The organism is Acinetobacter sp. YH12205 (genome assembly GCF_013418125.1).
In the GTDB taxonomy this organism is placed as follows: Bacteria; Pseudomonadota; Gammaproteobacteria; order Pseudomonadales; family Moraxellaceae; genus Acinetobacter; species Acinetobacter towneri.
In genome coordinates, this window is record NZ_VPCQ01000013.1 from 1 (window position 1) to 18,374 (window position 18,374).

General features: G+C 41.1%; 13 protein-coding genes, 1 tRNA gene and 2 pseudogenes. 8 read left to right on the forward strand and 8 right to left on the reverse strand.

Annotated elements, in window-relative coordinates; all coding sequences use genetic code 11:
- The 6 genes and pseudogenes from FTU92_RS12595 to FTU92_RS12620 form a co-directional block, all read left to right on the forward strand.
- Positions 1 to 327 (forward strand): annotated as a pseudogene (locus tag FTU92_RS12595) (integrase core domain-containing protein); the annotation flags it as partial.
- Positions 328 to 376: 49 nt separating this feature from the next.
- On the forward strand, positions 377 to 940 hold the full coding sequence (locus tag FTU92_RS12600; protein ID WP_180096403.1) for an IS607 family transposase: 564 nt from the start codon (positions 377 to 379) through the stop codon (positions 938 to 940).
- On the forward strand, positions 937 to 2,094 hold the full coding sequence (locus FTU92_RS12605) for an RNA-guided endonuclease TnpB family protein (protein ID WP_154320786.1): 1,158 nt from the start codon (positions 937 to 939) through the stop codon (positions 2,092 to 2,094). Before FTU92_RS12600 ends, FTU92_RS12605 begins: the two co-directional genes overlap by 4 nt.
- A 206-nt stretch (positions 2,095 to 2,300) precedes the next feature.
- Complete coding sequence (locus tag FTU92_RS12610) at positions 2,301 to 2,528, forward strand: hypothetical protein (RefSeq protein ID WP_004970172.1); 228 nt, start codon at positions 2,301 to 2,303, stop codon at positions 2,526 to 2,528.
- A gap of 206 nt (positions 2,529 to 2,734) precedes the next feature.
- Positions 2,735 to 2,810: transfer RNA gene (locus tag FTU92_RS12615), tRNA-Thr, on the forward strand.
- 363 nt (positions 2,811 to 3,173) lie between these two features.
- Positions 3,174 to 3,431: pseudogene (locus tag FTU92_RS12620) on the forward strand (PAAR domain-containing protein); the annotation flags it as partial.
- Between the two features lie 70 nt (positions 3,432 to 3,501).
- On the opposite strand, the gene FTU92_RS12625 reads toward FTU92_RS12620, so the two are convergent.
- The 7 genes from FTU92_RS12625 to FTU92_RS12655 all read right to left on the reverse strand — a co-directional run bounded on the left by FTU92_RS12625 (position 3,502) and on the right by FTU92_RS12655 (position 11,548).
- Complete coding sequence (locus FTU92_RS12625) at positions 3,502 to 4,332, reverse strand: cyclopropane-fatty-acyl-phospholipid synthase family protein (protein ID WP_154321174.1); 831 nt, start codon at positions 4,330 to 4,332, stop codon at positions 3,502 to 3,504.
- Between the two features lie 297 nt (positions 4,333 to 4,629).
- Positions 4,630 to 5,937, reverse strand: coding sequence for an FAD-dependent oxidoreductase (locus FTU92_RS12630; protein ID WP_004970183.1), 1,308 nt, complete (start codon positions 5,935 to 5,937; stop codon positions 4,630 to 4,632).
- Between the two features lie 423 nt (positions 5,938 to 6,360).
- Positions 6,361 to 7,245 carry a pirin family protein gene (locus tag FTU92_RS12635; RefSeq protein ID WP_154321175.1) on the reverse strand — a complete coding sequence of 295 codons (885 nt, stop codon included), beginning with the start codon at positions 7,243 to 7,245 and terminating at the stop codon, positions 6,361 to 6,363.
- Positions 7,246 to 7,441: 196 nt separating this feature from the next.
- Positions 7,442 to 8,005: an alkyl hydroperoxide reductase subunit C gene (gene ahpC / locus FTU92_RS12640; protein ID WP_179995287.1), complete on the reverse strand. Its 564-nt coding sequence runs from the start codon at positions 8,003 to 8,005 to the stop codon at positions 7,442 to 7,444.
- A 250-nt stretch (positions 8,006 to 8,255) separates the two neighbouring features.
- A complete protein-coding gene (ssb, locus tag FTU92_RS12645; RefSeq protein ID WP_096902231.1) occupies positions 8,256 to 8,831 on the reverse strand; it encodes a single-stranded DNA-binding protein in 576 nt (191 codons plus the stop codon).
- A 51-nt stretch (positions 8,832 to 8,882) separates the two neighbouring features.
- Positions 8,883 to 10,247 (reverse strand): MFS transporter, encoded by a 1,365-nt coding sequence (locus tag FTU92_RS12650; RefSeq protein WP_104852874.1) that lies wholly within the window; start codon positions 10,245 to 10,247, stop codon positions 8,883 to 8,885.
- A gap of 215 nt (positions 10,248 to 10,462) precedes the next feature.
- Positions 10,463 to 11,548, reverse strand: a complete 1,086-nt coding sequence (locus tag FTU92_RS12655; RefSeq protein ID WP_004970195.1) for a DUF475 domain-containing protein — start codon at positions 11,546 to 11,548, stop codon at positions 10,463 to 10,465.
- A 304-nt stretch (positions 11,549 to 11,852) separates the two neighbouring features.
- Between FTU92_RS12655 and tenA the strand changes: the two genes are divergently transcribed.
- Positions 11,853 to 12,527 (forward strand): thiaminase II, encoded by a 675-nt coding sequence (gene tenA / locus FTU92_RS12660; protein WP_004970198.1) that lies wholly within the window; start codon positions 11,853 to 11,855, stop codon positions 12,525 to 12,527.
- Positions 12,528 to 12,673: 146 nt separating this feature from the next.
- On the forward strand, positions 12,674 to 15,508 hold the full coding sequence (uvrA, locus tag FTU92_RS12665; protein WP_179994352.1) for an excinuclease ABC subunit UvrA: 2,835 nt from the start codon (positions 12,674 to 12,676) through the stop codon (positions 15,506 to 15,508).
- A 124-nt stretch (positions 15,509 to 15,632) separates the two neighbouring features.
- Here the strand turns inward: uvrA and FTU92_RS12670 are convergent, their stop codons facing one another.
- Positions 15,633 to 17,333, reverse strand: a complete 1,701-nt coding sequence (locus FTU92_RS12670) for a GGDEF domain-containing protein (RefSeq protein WP_180096404.1) — start codon at positions 17,331 to 17,333, stop codon at positions 15,633 to 15,635.
- Positions 17,334 to 18,374 lie beyond the last annotated feature (1,041 nt).

The following is an 18,374-nucleotide window of genomic DNA, read 5'->3' on the forward strand; positions in this document are numbered from 1 at the left end:
TGATTCATCATTCCGATAGAGGTGTTCAATATCTTTCTATTCGCTATACCAATCGTTTAGAAGCTGCAAATTTACGAGCATCAGTCGGTACGACTGGTGATTCATACGATAATGCTTTGGCTGAAACAGTGAATGGCTTATACAAAACAGAGGTGATTGAGTATTTAAAAGCAGATTGGAAAGGTTTAGCGGATGTACAACGCGACACTCAACTGGGTAGATTGGTTCAATAAAGAGCGTGTACACAGTGCATTGGGTTACAAGTCGCCTTTTGAGTTTGAAGCAATGTACTATGATAAGATTAACCCGTTAGGTCAGGTGGCCTAACTTAAATAAAAAAGTCTCCGACAAACCCGGTACGGTTCAGGGTGTTTCCATCCAAACCCTAAGAAGATGGGATGAGGAAGGCACTTTAGTCGCAGATAGAACCCCAAAAAATCACAGACGTTACGATCTAAGCAAGATCACACCTGAACTTATCCATGATCTATCAATTCAGAACAGCCGAAAAACTATTGCTTATGCAAGAGTATCTAGTCACGATCAAAAGGCTGATCTTGAGCGACAAAAACAAGTTTTGGAAATGTACTGTGCCAAGCAGGGATGGACATTTGAGATTATTAGTGATTTAGGCTCAGGGATGAATTATCACAAAAAAGGGCTTAAGGCTCTTTTGGATGGAATTATTAATAATGAAATTGGTCGATTGGTTTTAACCCACAAAGATCGATTATTACGTTTTGGTGCTGAATTGGTTTTTGCTTTATGTGAAGCTCGGAATGTTGAAATTGTAATTATTAATCAGGGTGAAAATTTGAGTTTTGAGGAGGAACTGGCTCAAGATGTCCTGGAAATTATCACTGTATTTTCAGCACGATTATATGGAAGCCGAAGTAAAAAGAACCAAAAGCTAATACAGGCGGTCAAAGAAGCACTATGAGTCGATTTATACGAGGGCATATCATTGAATTGATGCCCAATAATAAACAAGCAAGCCATTTTGCTCAGGCAAGTGGTGTTGCTCGTTTGTCGTATAATTGGGCTTTAAGAGAGTGGCAGCGACAATACAAGGCTGATAAGGAATATCGAGATCAGTGTGAGTATTATGATGTTGCGGTGAATGAAATGCTTCTTAATAGACCTAAAGAGAGTAAATTAAGAAAGCACCTAAACACTTTTAAATTTGAAAAATATCCTTTCATGAAGAAAGTGACTAAGTGCGCACCACAGTTGGCGATTAAGCAGTTGGGTAGTGCTTTTGATAGATTTTTTAACGGCAAATCAGGATACCCCAAGCCAAGAAAAAAAGGCAAGGATGACCGTTTTTCATTATCAAATGATCAATTTAGCGTAAAGGGTCGGTCTATTAAAATCCCTAATTTGGGTTGGGTGAAAATGACTGAGAATCTGCGCTATAAGGGTAAAATTCTCTCGGCCAAAATATTTAAACAAGGTGGTAAGTGGTTTGTATCAATCGCTGTCGAACTCACCCAGATCGAAAAGCTTAAACCGAAAACAGGTTTAAGTATCGGTGTTGATTTGGGTGTCTCTAATCTTGCCACCCTTTCAAATGGTGAGGTTATTCCTTCTAACGCACCACTTAAAAGACAGCTTGCAAAACTAAGGCGACTCAACAAGTCTTTTAGTCGTAAGAAAAAAGGTAGTCAGAATCGAGAAAAAGCAAAAGCCAAGCTATCTCGCCTGCACTATAAAATTGCCTGTCTACGCAAGAATAATCTTCATCAAGTCACAACGGATTTGGTAACACGTTTTGATGTGATTGCGATTGAAGATTTGAATGTTAAAGGCATGTTGAGGAATCGTAAACTCGCAAGAGCTATATCCGATATGGGTTTTTATGAGTTTAAAAGGCAGTTGATTTATAAAGCCAAACAGCATGGAAAATCGGTACTTTCGGTTGGTCGATTCTTCCCAAGTAGTAAAATGTGTTCGTGCTGTGGTGAATTAAATCAATCTCTCACACTTTCTGCGCGAGAGTGGAAGTGCTTAGTTTGCCAAACCATCCAAAATCGTGATGTTAATGCATCAATTAATATCCTGCGATATGCGGATAAAGATTTAATCACTGCATAAGTGGTGATTAAGGCGGTGAGTTACACCGTGACAGCCTATGGAATTGAGGTAATCCCTAAAGCAAATGTTTTAGGTTCTTGATGGTGAAGTAGGAATTAAACATCAAACCCACATTGAGTAGGTTTTAAATAACGGTCATCATTAAGCTTTAGCATAATAAAAGCATGCATATGCCTTACATATATAACTGCTATTCGGGAGCGAACATGAATAACAGCCAAAATTATGTCAAACAAATTAAAAATGCTAAACGTGGAGGATACACGCCTACCATCGCCAAAGACATCAACAAACATAAGATTCAAAAAGCCATTCGCCTAATTGAACAATGGAGAACGCTCGCAAATGAACTCAAACCACAAATGCAACTTGATATGGCCTTTACCTTAGAAGAATGTGCACAGGATTTAGATCGTATCTTAAGAAATAAATAATCGCTTTTTCACACCTCATTTCAGGTTGTTTTCTTCAATGAGCCCACCCGCTGGGCTCATTTCCTACAAAATCTTCTGTGTGATTTCCTCGTTTGTAACGCGCCAAAACCCTGCATACAAAATCTGCAAAAAATCTATGCCATGCATTAAACGGTTACTTTTTGGCTTGCGCACACGTAAAAATTCTGTAAAATTCTCTACACAACGCCGGCATAGCTCAGTTGGTAGAGCAACTGACTTGTAATCAGTAGGTCCACAGTTCGAATCCGTGTGCCGGCACCATATTAAACCTCATAAATTAAAAATTTATGAGGTTTTTTGTTTTTATAAACGTATATTTTTATCTTCCTCATGCTGCCCGAATCTCCAATTTATTCAGGGCGTCTATCTATCTGCAAAACTTTAACCGCAATACGGGATTGTGATTTTTAGCTTGTTAAATGTATTTTATACTTTAGAATGCAATACACATATTTCAGAGCTTATTTTTATATTGATGGTCTATTTTGTTGATGTTTCATCCATATAGACTGACATTTAAAAATATTTTTGTGAATTAAAATAAAAATTTAAAATTATAAGTCTTAGAAAATTTAGTATAAAAAACAATGCTTCTCTAAAGTTTTCTAGTTTAAGGAATACCTCATGGCTCAAAGCTTTGCAACGCATCATTCCATGACCAATCATGGTGGAATCATCCTTGCCAATCAAATGCGTGTTTCTCAAATGGGAAATTTATTTTTAGTGGCGGGTAATGGACATTTCTGCCCTAAGTGCCAGCGTTGGTCCACAATTATAAAAAGTCACGATCATATTCTTTTTGATGACAAAGCCGTGGGTTATGTCGGGGATCAATTGACGTGTGGCGCAAAAATTTTACCGAAACAGTTTCATGTGGTGGGTGGGATTTAAAGCCAATTATGAACATCCAAACACCGAAAAACTTCATTATCTAGCAGCTGATTACGATAGATTAAGCTTTTTCCGCACTCACCTGCACATATTTAATCCAGCCATCCGCATAGAGCTTGGCACATAAACGTGCGGTCATGGCAATTTTAAACCAGTCTGTATCTCGCGTTTGTACTCGATGCTTGAGATGCTGATTCACATAGTCAGCAAAACCCGCCAAAACTTGTGCCGACAAATCTTCCACCTGAATCTGTTTAAATTCAAACTGTTCTAAAACCGCTCGAAGCTGACTTTCAGACATCAGATCTTTAAAATTGACAGCGGCAGATTTTAATAAGGCACGATATTGCAGCTGTTTGAACGCATGCGTTGGCGCTTGTTCTGCCCAAATTAAATAATGAAAGCCCAAACGTCCATTTGAATTCAAAACCGCACTGACCTGACTTAAAAATGAATTCAAATGACTGTGATATGCTGCATCGATACAGAACACCACATCAAAACGTGGTTGTGGAAAAAGTGCTTTTAAATTTAAAAATGAAGCAGCGTGAATTTTAATATTTGAATTTAAATGTTGTCGAATCGACTGCACATGATGATCTTGTAGCTCAACAGCTTCAAGTCGTTGTATTTGATAGTGTTCCAACCAATATTTAAGACTGGCACCTTGCCCACAGCCTAAATCCAGTACAACATCTTTTGAATTTAAATGCACTGCTGCGGCCAAATGCGCTGCTAAATTTTGACATGCAGCGGGATAATCAGATCCCACTGCATCTGACCAATAACCTAAATTGCTCCACGGCAGTGCGGAAGTATCTCCCAAATATGCCGCTTGAATGGCATATTTATGTTTTGGAAAATGCTGTCGTATCGCCTGTTGCCATTTCATACTGACTCAGTCTAATTCAAAAAAGAGGGGCTGTTGATAATTCATCTATGTTTGCGACAACGCATATTTTTTAGCTGATATAAGGCATGAGGCAGGAAATTTAGTCATTCTAAATGACTGACTCATAACGCAATAGCAGCAAAAAATATGCTTGTCCTGAAAGGCTGTGGCTAAAACTTTCTCAGATTGCGTTATGAAACTTGGCAATAGTCTCGCTATTCCCTGCGTTTCATGCCTGATCTGCTCAGTTTTAGCCTACAGCACAAACCATTTATGAAATATCAACAGACCCTAAACTTAATAACCTAATTGCGGCGCAACCTCAACTTGTGGTTTTAAATCAATAAACGGTAATGGTGCACCAAAAATTTCTGCAATATGCATAGCGGAAGTCACTGCAGATTCTAAAATTGGTAAACCATCGCACGACCATGAACCGCAGAAGAACACTTTACGATTGTCTTGGTGATGGCGCTGCTGCAACTCTTTGTTTAATGCCACTGTCTTTGAATCCACCACAGCGCGGGTTAAAGTTACCGTTGAAATGATCTTTTTCGGATCAATTGGTGTAACTGGACGCCATGTTTGGAACACTGGCGATTTACCGACCAAAGTTGGTTCGATCGAGTTAAGCCATACCGTAAATTGCTGACGAGTAAATTTACGATCCATCATATAACTTAAAACAGACCAATCTTTACGTTTTGGCGGCATCACCGTTTGATCAGTGTGAATCACCAAATCACCCTGCTCGAATTTGAACTGTTTAAGCAATTCAATATCTTCTGCAAATTGTTGATTGTCCAAGAAGTCTTGGACTTTAGTGGTTGGCGTTGCAATCACCACACGGTCAAATGTTTGCGACTGACCCTCAGAATTTTCAACAATTACACCATCTTCTTGTTGATGAACACGAGTAATCGCTGCACCACTTTGAATATTAATACCTTCAATCAACTTATCAACCAATGCAGGCGTGCCACCTTGTAAACGCAATAATGCATCACCATCAGTCAATTGGCGTAAAAATACCAACAATGGTTTTGCTGGCCATTCACCAATGGTTTTAGGGTCACAAGTACAAATGGTGTAAAGCACTGGCATCACTGCACCATGCCAAAACACTTCTTCAATTTCGTTACGGTTGATAAATTCCGCAAGGGTAATGTCTTGGTTTTTAGATTTGAAAAATTTAGCGATGGCTGTTTTTAACTGCAACATGCCTTTTACCAAACGCCAGCCGTATTGTTGTATGCCTTTACGGTTGTTAATGATTGGGAAATTACCAATACGGGTACGGCTTGTGGTCAGCCAAGTTTCGGTACGATCTTCAAATAACCAACTGCACGCCATATAAGTACGCACAGGATAAGTTTTAATGCCTAAATGTGTGGCCAAGCTGAGGGTGTTTTTCCACAAATGTGGGTTCATGACCCGTAACGGCGCATCAATTAAACCATCCTCAAATTCGATGCTATGACTGTCCATTCCACGACCAGGCAGCGCCTCAAAAATTGTAATGTTATGCCCTGCATCTTTAAGAATTCTTGCGGTAGCCAGTCCAGCCATACCACTACCGATCACTGCGATATCCAAACCGATCATCCATCTTTTTACATACTTTATGAAATTATGAACCATGCCTAAGGAAAATGAGCTATTAAAAACTACCAGATTGTGTACTTTTCACAGAGAAACAACACAAAGTACATTGGCAATATGATTACATTTTTTAACAATCAGAAAGTGCTTAAATAAGCCTTAGAATTTATTCATATTATTTCTTTAATACTATAAATAGTGTTCTAAACCATGTAGATAAATTCACCAATTTTATAATTTTCGTTTTACAAATAAATCTCTAAACGCTATGATACCAAGCACAGAAATGATAACTACATCACATATAATTATCATAAGGAATATGATCAATCCGCTAAAACTAGAAATTTGACAGCGCCAGAACAACAAAAGCCTCGGTCGGGACATCGACATGAGGCTTTTTTCTTGGCTAAGATTTTTTAAAGCTTAACCCGCTTGATGTTGAATCGGAATTTCACCAAACTTGCCTTGATTAAAATCTTCAAAAGCTTGAATGATTTCCTGCTTGGTATTCATGACAAATGGACCATAGCCTTGAATAGGTTCATTTAATGGCTTGCCTGTCAGCACTAAAAATTGCGTATCTTGCAGTGCTTCAAGCTGAATTAACGCTTCGCCATCTTGAGCAAATAACACCACTGAGTGATCTTGCACAAGTTGACTGCCATTGACCCGCACTTCACCTGCCAACACCACCAATAAAGTATTGTGATCTACCGGCACATGCAGCGCTTGGGTCTGTGCAGCTTTCAATTGTCCATCCCAAACATTGACAGGGCTAAAGGTGCTGGCAGGCCCAGATTGCTCTGCGTACTGACCTGCAATAATGCGTAAATGCCCCGCCTGATTTTCAAACTCAATTTTCGGAATATTTTGAGATTCAATGGCTTGATAACGTGGCGATGTCATTTTGTCTGCGGCAGGCAAATTCACCCAAAGCTGCACCATTTCAAACAATCCGCCTTGTGCTGCATAGTCTTTGGAGTGAAATTCCTCATGCACCACACCCGCACCTGCTGTCATCCACTGCACATCGCCTGTTTTGATGGTGCCACCACCACCTGCCGAATCTTTATGCGTCACTTCGCCCCGATAGGCAAGCGTCACCGTTTCAAAACCGCGATGTGGATGCGAACCAACACCATGTTGTGCGGTAGTCGCATCAAAATGATACGGCGCTGCATAATCCAAGAGTAAAAATGGACTGATCGCCTGCCCTAAACGGTCATAAGAAAATAGATTTTTGACTGGAAAACCATCGCCCACCCAATGCATGTTTTGGTTGCGATATAAACCGATTATTTTTTTCATGTGTTACACCTATTGCTAGGAGAATAGATGTTTTGATCTTAATCGCTCATCGCACCACAACCTAGTGCAAATTTGGCATACAGCATTGCAAGAATGGAATAATCTTGTTGAAACTTATACATAGTGAAATAAATCATGGGCATAAAAAATCCAGAAGCGCAGTTCTGGATTTTTAAAATTGAGTGCGATGATTCGGTTAGATTTTACCCACTAAATCAATAGATGGTGCTAGGGTTGCATCGCCTTCTTTCCACTTGGCAGGGCAAACTTCGCCAGGATGCACATGTACATATTGCGCTGCTTTCACTTTACGCAACAATTCTTGCGCGTCACGACCAATACCACCTGCATTGATTTCTACAATTTGGATTTTACCTTCAGGGTCAATCACGAAAGTACCACGATCTGCCAAACCTTCTGCTTCAATCAGCACTTCAAAGTTTTTAGACAATGTCCAAGTTGGGTCGCCAATCATTGGATATTGAATCTTTTTAATTTCTTCTGAGGTGTCGTGCCATGCTTTATGGGTAAAGTGTGTGTCTGTAGATACTGAGTAAATTTCCACACCCATTTTTTGGAATTCAGCATATTGATCGGCTAAATCGGCAAGTTCAGTTGGGCAAACAAAGGTGAAATCTGCAGGGTAGAAAAACACCACTGACCATTTACCAATAAAGTCTTGCTCAGATACGTCAATAAATTGACCATTGTGGTAAGCGGTTGCGTTAAATGCTTTGACTTGGGTATTGATTAAACTCATGGATGACTCCTCAATTCGTTTCGGGGATTGCTTATCTTGTGTAGCTAGAATACGAAAATCGAAAGAATCGGTAAAACAGTGTTTTTTTATAAAAATAATCGGATTTATGAATTATAAATCCTATCATAGTTTGAAATTTAATCGAGAAAATAGATATTTGCTAAATATCTGCATAAAAAACCCTTTGTCGAAACAAAGGGTTTGGATGATGATTTTCCATTTTTAATCAAATGGCTATCTCTAGTATGTCTCAAAACGGCAAATCATCATCTAAATCTGCAGGTGCGGTTGCAGGCGCAGCTTGTGGCTTCGGTGCAAAACCACTTGGGTTATTGTTGGCATAGCCACCACCCTGATTTTGGTTAAAACCGCCTTGATTTTGATTCGCATAACCTGTGGCTGGAGCTTGGTTCTGATTGCCATAACCGCCTTGGTTATTGTTAAAACGTGGTTGAGCAAAGCCACCATCTTGCTGGTCAGATTGTCCACGGTTAGCAGAGTCGAGCATTTGCATTTGATCGCCACGAATTTCAGTGGTGTAACGCTCTTGACCATTTTGGTCTGTCCACTGACGCGTACGCAATGAACCTTCAATATATACTTTAGAACCTTTGCGTAAATATTGCTGTGCAATCTCGCCTAAACGGTTATGTAAAACAATGCGATGCCACTCTGTTTGCTCTTTACGCTCACCTGTGTTTTTGTCTGTCCAGACATCACTGGTTGCGATAGAAAATTGAGTGAGAGAACCACCATTTGGGAAAGTTTTTGTTTCAGGATCACGACCTAAAGTACCCACTAAAATGACTTTATTTACACCACGCATTAGACGTTTTCTTCCTATTTGTTTCTATTATTTACTTTATAAGAGTTATGCTTAAATGGCTACCTCTTTCCCAAACAAGTGCGTTAATTGTTGTCGCGCAGCATCATCAATTTGCTGTTTATCCACTTTCACATAAGCCACTTGCTGGTCAGACATCACCACGACCTCTTCAATACCACGAATTGCCAAAAGTTGAGAAGTCCATTCATCTGTTTCTCGGTTCTCAGGCAAACGCAACACCAAAGACGAAAGATAGCGCGGCTGCGCCAATCCAAAACTAACGAATAGCCAAATTATAGCAATCGCGGTCAAAATACTCCAACCCATTGCGGTGTGGTTGAGCATCAATAATTGTCCGCCAATCATCCCACCAAAGAATGCACCCAAAAACTGACTGCTGGCATTTACACCCATCGCGGTGGCTTTAGATTGAATTGGTGCAGCCTTTGACAACCACGAAGGTAATAAGGCTTCCATAACGTTAAAGGCAATAAAGAATAAACCCAAACCCAATAAAAGGATGTATTTCGATTCAAACCCGAAAATCAGCACCAACAGCCCTAAAATAATACCTGCAATCGCGGTCAGGAAAATGCCACGCATTTTGCGATATTTTTCTGCCAAAACAATGCTTGGAAATGCCACGAACAGACTGACCAACAACAATGGCAAATACACCCAACCATGATGCTGCAAAGGAATATCGGCAAATTGGATTAATTGCGAAGGCACATAAATAAACATGGCAGTCAGCAATAAATGTAGGGTAAATACCGATACATGCAGACGGTTTAAATCGCCCATTTTCAGGACTTGCTTTAACTGAGTGATATAGCCTTGCTGAAAATTACGATGATGACGCGTGACTTTAGGCACCAATAACAACATGAGAATCGCTGCTAGTCCCATCACTGTGGTGACCCAAAATAACCCTGAAATACCAACCCAGCCCGTAAGCCATGGCCCTAAACTAAAGGCCACCACAAAGGACATACCGATACTCATCCCCATCACCGCCATGGCTTTCATGCGGTTTTCTTCGCGGGTCACATCGGCCAGTAATGCCATCACCACGGCAGATACTGCGCCACCACCTGCAATGGCACGACCAATAATCACGCCATAAATGGTGTCAGACATGGCTGCAATTGCACCACCCAAAGCAAACAGTAATAAGCCAAAAACCACCAATGGCTTACGGCTATAACGGTCTGCAATTAAGCTAAACGGAATTTGTAAAATGGCTTGGGTGAGTCCATAAACACCAACGGCAAGACCAATCAGTGCAGGAGTTGAGTATTGATATGACTGCCCTGCTACTGAAAATACAGGAATAATCATGAACAGACCCAACATGCGCAATGCAAAAATACTGCTTAAAGCAAAGGTCGAGCGGCGTTCTAAGGCATTCATCATATCAATCGACTAAAACTAAATAATTTTGAATTTGCAGATATCCTACAACATTCAGCTTAAGGATGCTGATTTTTCCCGATGTTTATTCAACAGACCCTACTTTTTCAATAAAAAAGGGCGCAACGTTGTGCACCCAAATTTATATTTTATACAGTCTTCATCACCGTATTGCTCTGTGATTTCGCGGCAATACAGCAACGGGCATCACCATAGCATTAACCCGCTTTTGCCTGACGTTTTTTAAATTGAATAGATGCAATCACCGCCCAAACAATAAAGGCAACACCAATTAAACCTGTCACCACTTCTGGCACATGCAAGCCTGTACCGCTGGCAATCATAATAAAGGCCAACGCACCAATCGCATAGTGCGCACCGTGTTCAAGGTAAATATAGGCATCCAACGTGCCTTTTTCGACTAAATAAATCGTCATCGAACGCACGAAAATTGCACCAATCGCCAAGCCTAACATGATGATCACCACATCAGAGGTGATTGCAAATGCACCAATGACACCATCAAAACTGAACGAGGCATCTAGCACTTCCAGATATAAAAAGCCCCCAATACCCGCTTTCACCACGCCTGTCGGTACGCCATTTTCGTCATGACGCACAGCATTGCCCTGTTCATCGACCTCTGGTTCACCGCCCAACATGTGACTCAGCACTTGTACGCCAATATAAATCACGATGCCCCAAATACCCGCCATCGTCACCACAAGGCGCTTATCTTCCACCACATTGGCCGCCATGATTAACAAAGTCACTAAGGCCAAAAATACCGACATGGCAGGCACGCTTGCCAGATTGCTCAAACGACGCTCAAACCATCTAAACCAGTGCGTGTCTTTTTCATCATCCAAGAAAAAGTTTAGGAAAACCATCAACAAGAATGCGCCACCAAAAGCAGCAATTTCAGGGTGATGTGCCATCAGTTTAGCCGAATATTGCTTCGGATCATTCAATGCCAGTTGCACCACTTCCATCATGCCCATATCGGCAGTGACCGCCACAATGACCACAGGGAAAATTAAACGCATACCAAAAACTGCAATGATAATCCCCACGGTTAAAAACAGCATTTTCCAGAAATGATCCCAACCGCGCAGCACTGACGCATTCACCACCGCGTTATCAAACGACAACGACACTTCCATAATCGCCAAAATTGCGGTAATGGTTAGTGCGGTAAGCATGGTTTGCACACCTGCTTCTGGGCCATGGGTATAGCCCCAGTATGCAGATAGCGCAAGACACACAATCGAAAATACGATTGAGAAACCAAAATGTTTCATCATGAGAAACGACCTATCACTATATTTTGATCTGAACTTTTCATCTGCCGAATCTGTACCATCAACGCAAAGTACAGTTTTGATTAAGCTTTAACAGATACAAAAATTCTGAAAATTGAATTGCCCGAATTTTAAATCGGACAAAAACTGAGAATGTAAAATTTTATGCTGCAATTATGACGCTTTTTCCTCAACTTCGGCAAAATTCTTCGTATGATTTTTGGTTTCCCGATCAGATACCGTGAAAACCGTGTTTTTCATTCCCAAACTGCTATAGTGAAATGCAACGACATATTAGGAATTTAGGATGCGCTTTTCTCAAGACGCTTGGCAACGTAACCTTGCCCTTTATCACAAGACGCTCGCTTTACCATTTAATCAGGAGTTGGCACAAGGCACCTTAAGTAAAGCTGCTTTTGCACATTATGTGATTCAAGATTCACATTACTTAATTGCCTACGGGCGTGCACTGGCAGTCTGTGCGGCTAAAGCTTTTGATGCAGATGATATTATTCAGTTCGCAGATGCCGCCAAAATCGCAATTGTGGTGGAACGTACCTTACATGACAGCTTTATGCAGGAGTTTGATATTTCCAAACAGGAATTTGAAAGTACTCCGCTGACCCTTGCCTGTCATCACTACACTTCTTATTTAGTCGCAACCGCATGGTCAGAAAGCTATCCTGTGGTATTGGCATCACTACTGCCATGTTTCTGGATTTATGCCGAAGTTGGTAAAGATATCGTCAATAATTCTGCACCGAATAATCCGTATCAGGCATGGGTCGATACCTATTCGGGCGAGGAATTCCACACCGCAGTCAATAATGTGATTCAAACCATAGACCGTGTTGCTGCGCGCTGTGATGCCGATACCCTTGAAAAAATGCACCACGCCTACACCAAAGCTGCAGAACTGGAATGGTTATTCTGGGATAGCGCCTATCATCAACGTCAGTGGCCGGGTTTAGATCAAGCTTAACGGCCGCCCTCACGCACCGTATGGCAATAGCTCCATACATACAGTGCGACAGCTCATGACCGATAAAGCATGAAAAATAACACTTGAACAATTTTCATGCGCTATCATATATAGGTTTTTCATTTGCAAAATATCGAGAAGTTTTTATGAGCCAAAGTCATATCCGTATTCGAGGTGCACGTACCCATAACCTAAAAAACGTGAACCTTGATATTCCACGCGATAAATTTGTGGTAATTACGGGTTTATCTGGTTCAGGAAAATCTTCACTGGCGTTTGATACCCTTTATGCCGAAGGACAGCGTCGTTATGTCGAATCGCTTTCTGCATACGCACGCCAGTTTTTATCGCAAATGGAAAAACCTGAAGTCGACTCGATTGAAGGTCTAAGTCCCGCAATTGCCATTGAACAGAAATCGACCAGCCATAACCCGCGTTCAACCGTGGGTACCATTACCGAAATTTACGACTATTTGCGTTTACTGTATGCACGTGTCGGCACACCTTACTGTCCTGAACATGATTTACCAATGGTGGCGCAAACTGTTTCAGAAATGGTCGATGCTGTAAAAGCACTGGAAGAAGGCACTGCCTTAATGCTACTCGCGCCTGTGATTCGTGAGCGTAAAGGCGAATATGTGCATCTGTTTGAACAGCTACAAAGTCAGGGTTTTGTACGCGCCCGAGTTGATGGCGAAGTCATGGACATTGACCCACCACCAGAACTCGATAAAAAGAAAAAACATACCATTGAAGTGGTGGTAGACCGTTTTAAAGTCCGAGATGATTTGGGCAACCGTATTGCCGAAAGCTTTGAAACTGCACTGCGTTTAGGTGGCGATTTAGCCATTTTATCGTGGATGAATGCGGAACAACATGATCGTATTTTTTCGGCCAAGCACTCTTGCCCGCAATGTGACCGTGCCGTGGCAGAACTTGAACCGCGCCTGTTCTCATTTAACAACCCTTTTGGCGCTTGTCCAACTTGTGATGGTTTGGGGACACGTAGCCATTTCAGTGCGGAAAAATTGATTCCAAACCCTGAACTGTCGATTAGTCAGGGCGCAATTCGCGGCTGGGACAGACAGCGTCCGTATTATTACAGCATGCTGGAAAAAGTCGCGGCACATTATGAACTCTCACTCGATACGGCATGGAATCAGCTGGACAGCGTGACACAAAAGAAATTCCTGTATGGCACAGGTAAAGACAAAATTGACCTGAGCTATACTGATGAACGTGGACGCCACCATAAACGTGTGATTGCGTTTGAAGGCGTGTTACCGCATTTAGAACGTCGTTACCGTGAAACCGAAAGTAATTATGTACGTGATGATTTGGCGCAGTATTTATCTAATGCTGCCTGTGATGCCTGCGGTGGTTCACGTTTAAATGAAATCTCTCGTAATGTCCGCGTGAAAGACAAAACCATTGCTCAAATTACCCAAATGTCGATTGGCGATGCCGAAGACTACTATCAAGGCTTAAATCTTGAAGGGGCTAAAGGTGAAGTCGCAGATAAAATCTTTAAAGAAATTCGTGAACGTCTGCACTTTTTAGTGTCGGTGGGTTTGAATTATTTAAGTCTGTCACGCTCCGCCGAAACTCTTTCAGGCGGTGAAGCACAACGTATCCGCTTGGCATCTCAAATTGGTGCGGGGCTTATGGGCGTGATGTATGTGCTAGATGAACCTTCAATTGGCTTGCACCAGCGTGACAATGATCGCCTGTTGGAAACCCTGATTCGTTTACGTGACTTGGGTAACACGGTGTTGGTGGTAGAACACGATGAAGATGCGATTCGCGCTGCCGACCATATTATTGATATTGGCCCAGGTGCAGGTGTGCATGGTGGACATATTATTGCCGAAGGCACCTATGCAGAACTGGCCGAACATGCAGACTCCCTAACAGGGCAGTATTTATCGGGCAAATTAAAAATTGAAGTGCCGAAAACGCGCACCCAACCGCCACATCCCGAACAACAAATTAAGCTAATGGGCGCAGCAGGACATAACCTGAAAAAAGTGGATCTCACTTTGCCTTTAGGGGTAATGACTTGTGTCACAGGCGTGTCGGGTTCAGGAAAATCCACCCTAATTAACCGTACTTTGTTGCCTTTGGCTGCAACACAATTAAATGGCGCAACTACATTAACCGCAGAAAAATTCGACTCGATTGATGGTTTGCAATATTTAGATAAAGTGGTGGATATTGACCAAAGCCCGATTGGGCGAACGCCACGCTCGAACCCCGCGACCTATACAGGCTTGTTCACTCCAATTCGTGAGCTGTTTGCGCAAACCCCTGAAGCTAAAGCACGTGGCTATGCAGCAGGACGCTTCTCCTTTAACGTTAAAGGTGGACGCTGCGAAGCTTGTGAGGGTGATGGCATGATTAAAGTTGCCATGCACTTCTTGCCAGATATGTACGTGCCTTGCGATGCCTGTCATGGTAAACGCTATAACCGCGAAACTTTGGAAGTCAGTTATAAAGGTCGCAATATTTCTGATGTTTTGGAAATGACCGTTGAAGATGCCATGCATTTCTTTGATGCCATTCCTGTGATTCATCGTCGTTTGGAAACCTTAAATCAGGTGGGCTTAGGTTATATTCGTCTTGGACAATCAGCTACAACTTTGTCAGGCGGTGAAGCACAGCGCGTAAAACTGGCGCGTGAACTGGCCAAGCGAGATACAGGCAAAACCCTGTATGTACTGGATGAACCGACCACTGGTTTGCACTTCCATGACATTGCCAAATTGCTCGACATCCTGCATGAGCTACGCAACAAGGGTAATACCATTGTGGTGATTGAACACAACCTAGATGTGATTAAAACTGCAGACTGGATTGTCGATTTAGGCCCTGAAGGTGGTGCAGGCGGTGGACAAATCATTGCCGAAGGCACACCTGAAACTGTCGCAAAATCTAAAATTTCACATACCGCAAAATTCTTAAAACCGATGTTAAAAGGCTAAAATAGATTATTTCAGTTTTTAAGCCCATTCAAGTTTAAATACAGATTCAGCACAAACTTGTGCTGAATCTTTCACTCTAGGCTTTTTATCACTTCGGAAATGCTCGTGGATCAATTACTGTGACTTAGTCACCAGCAACGGCATTGCGCCCACGTGCTTTGGCTCTAAATAAGTGTTTATCGGCTTTTTCCAACAAGCTGCTCCATGACGCAGCACCCACGGCAACACCCGCGCTGACCGATACTTGAATATAATCATTCAGTTCTGGAATAAAAATTTCTTGATTCACAATATGACAGCGCAATTTATCTGCCAAATACAGTGCCTCAGTAAATTCTATTTGCTCAATCAAAACCAAAAACTCATCGCCACCATAACGCACCACCAAGTCTGAGGCACGGACATGTGCCTTGAGTGTATCGGCAATACATTTTATAGCTTGGTCACCCACCACATGCCCGTAGGTATCGTTAATATGCTTGAATTTATCCACATCTATAATAATCAGACCAGTTTTGGTCAATTTTTCAGGTCGATGTTCCAAATATTTGATGTATTCCTCAAGTGCCAAACGGTTGGAAACACCCGTTAAGACATCGGTATTGGCAATATTACGCAGCTGAAATTCTAAAATATCGCGTTGCTCTAGGCGTTGTTTTAGTTTTTGAATGGCCTCCAAAAGTGTTACTTTGTCTGGATTTTGCGTACCATGAGCTTCATCATCATAAGCTGCCAAGCGCAAAATTTGGTTGCGTGCCTGAATTAAAGGAATAAATACCTTCGAACGCGCATAGACCATGGTAAAAATAGCAGCCAATAACGAAATAATTGACACCACTAGCGTTAAAATAAAAGTACGCTGAGCCTGATGATAATCTTTGTGTGCAACCTGCAAACTGTGCGCTAATATAAATGACTGCAAACTGACCACAGTGTTGAATTTATCCACCATTTTTTGGGTGAATTCAGTGCCTGTCAATGAATAGGGTTGCCCATCAATACTTTGCTGAATCAATTGATTGACGATAGGAATTCCCTCATCCAGAAACTCCTTTTTTAATTGATCATGCAAAATATTATATTCAGGAATTTTATGTGCTTCAGGCAAAATGGTATGGATTAAATCCCACAAATAATAAGCTTGGCGTTGGATTTGCAAAGAGCTCGCCAAATTGGTTTCAGGAATTTTTTCAGCAAACGTTACCGCGGCAATAATATTGGATGCCACCCTTCCCGCTTGATCACGCAAATCTGAAAGAACAAAAATCACACTATAATAGGTCGATACCGATGAGTCTTTTGCCACTGAATCGAGCATGACGTGTTTCAGCACATGCTGAGAACTGTCCCATGCCGCAAACATTTTTTGAATCGCATGATCCATCTGTTGAGAGCTACGCAAATGCTGTGGAGTTGCTGCATATTCATCGACCGCCTGACGCCCTTGTTCTAAAGCGGTCTTTAATTGATGCGATAAATGATGCGCATGGATAATAAAACCTTCTTTTCTTAAAATATTGATGGTCTGTTCTACTTGTTGATCCACGCCAGCACGGTACGCTTTCAGTTCTTGTAAATTTTGCTGAAATTCAGCTGCTGAACTCGACATGACTTTATTCGCAGGCGCTCGTTCACGCGAAATACTATTGGTCAGTTCAGCCACTTTGCCTAATACGGAAATTTCAATTAAAGCACGTTTTGTTTTTTGATAACTCTGATAACTATTCACCATCAGAGGAACGCAAATAAAAAGCAATGACACGATAATAATGATCATCGAGATCAACAGTCGCTGACTGATATGCTCTGTGCGCAATTTCATCATCATGCTAAGTTTCACCTACGTCATTATAACTGTGCAAAATCGTGGACTTGATCACTTAATCGGCGACTATATTACATGAGCAATCTTTAAATTACTTACAAAAAAGATAATTAATTCACTTATATTTTAAAGCCGTCTAACTAAGTCATCTCATTCAAGAAAATTTCTAAAAGCATGCCCTGCGCCGACTTACCTAAAACAACAAATACAAAAAATAATGTTTCAGCATGCAGAAAATATTTTACAGATGCAACATTTGGGTGCATAATGCACCTCATTAGGGCGAGTTTAGTTTTTCCTCAGCAGTAAACTAAATTTACCCGCAAATTTTGGCGAAAAATCCCAGTTTTTGAAAGAAAACTGGGATTTTTTTATGGGTTTTGATCATATCACACCCTCATACTGCACCATATCGGTGCAATTTTCGCAAAACCATTTGCGTTTTCACATGCAAAAAAAAACCCAACCTTGGGGAAAGTTGGGCAGATAAAAAGCAAACAATTATGGAGAATCAGATCGCACTACTGGATGAACCAAGCTTAGGATTTGATGGTTAAATTATGAGATAAGTCACATAATTTACAAACCCGACTTAAGTAGTAGGACTTCATGGTGGAATTATGAAATAAATCACAGTTTATGTAAAGCCTAGTCAACCAGTCTGATTTATTTTTATACAAATATTAAAATTTAATGTGACTAAAATCACATTAATTCAAATATTCCACTCAAATTCAGTCTAAACAAGCCTTCTTTATTGCTTGTTTTTTACCCAAATATCATGATTTCACCCTAAAACAGGTGAATTTTTCCGTTATTCTTCACTCTCCAAGAATTATTATTACAGATAATTTCAATTAAATTTATCGATTAATCCAATTAATGCTTTGCTTATTATTTCTACTTTTGTTGCAAAAACGAACATATCGACTTGTTATCCATACAGTTTTTAGGTTGACAGCAAAAATTTTATTTGAATATTTTTTAAACACCAAAGTCAATTGGACTTAATTCTTAAATAAAGTCCTTTTAGTTCATTGA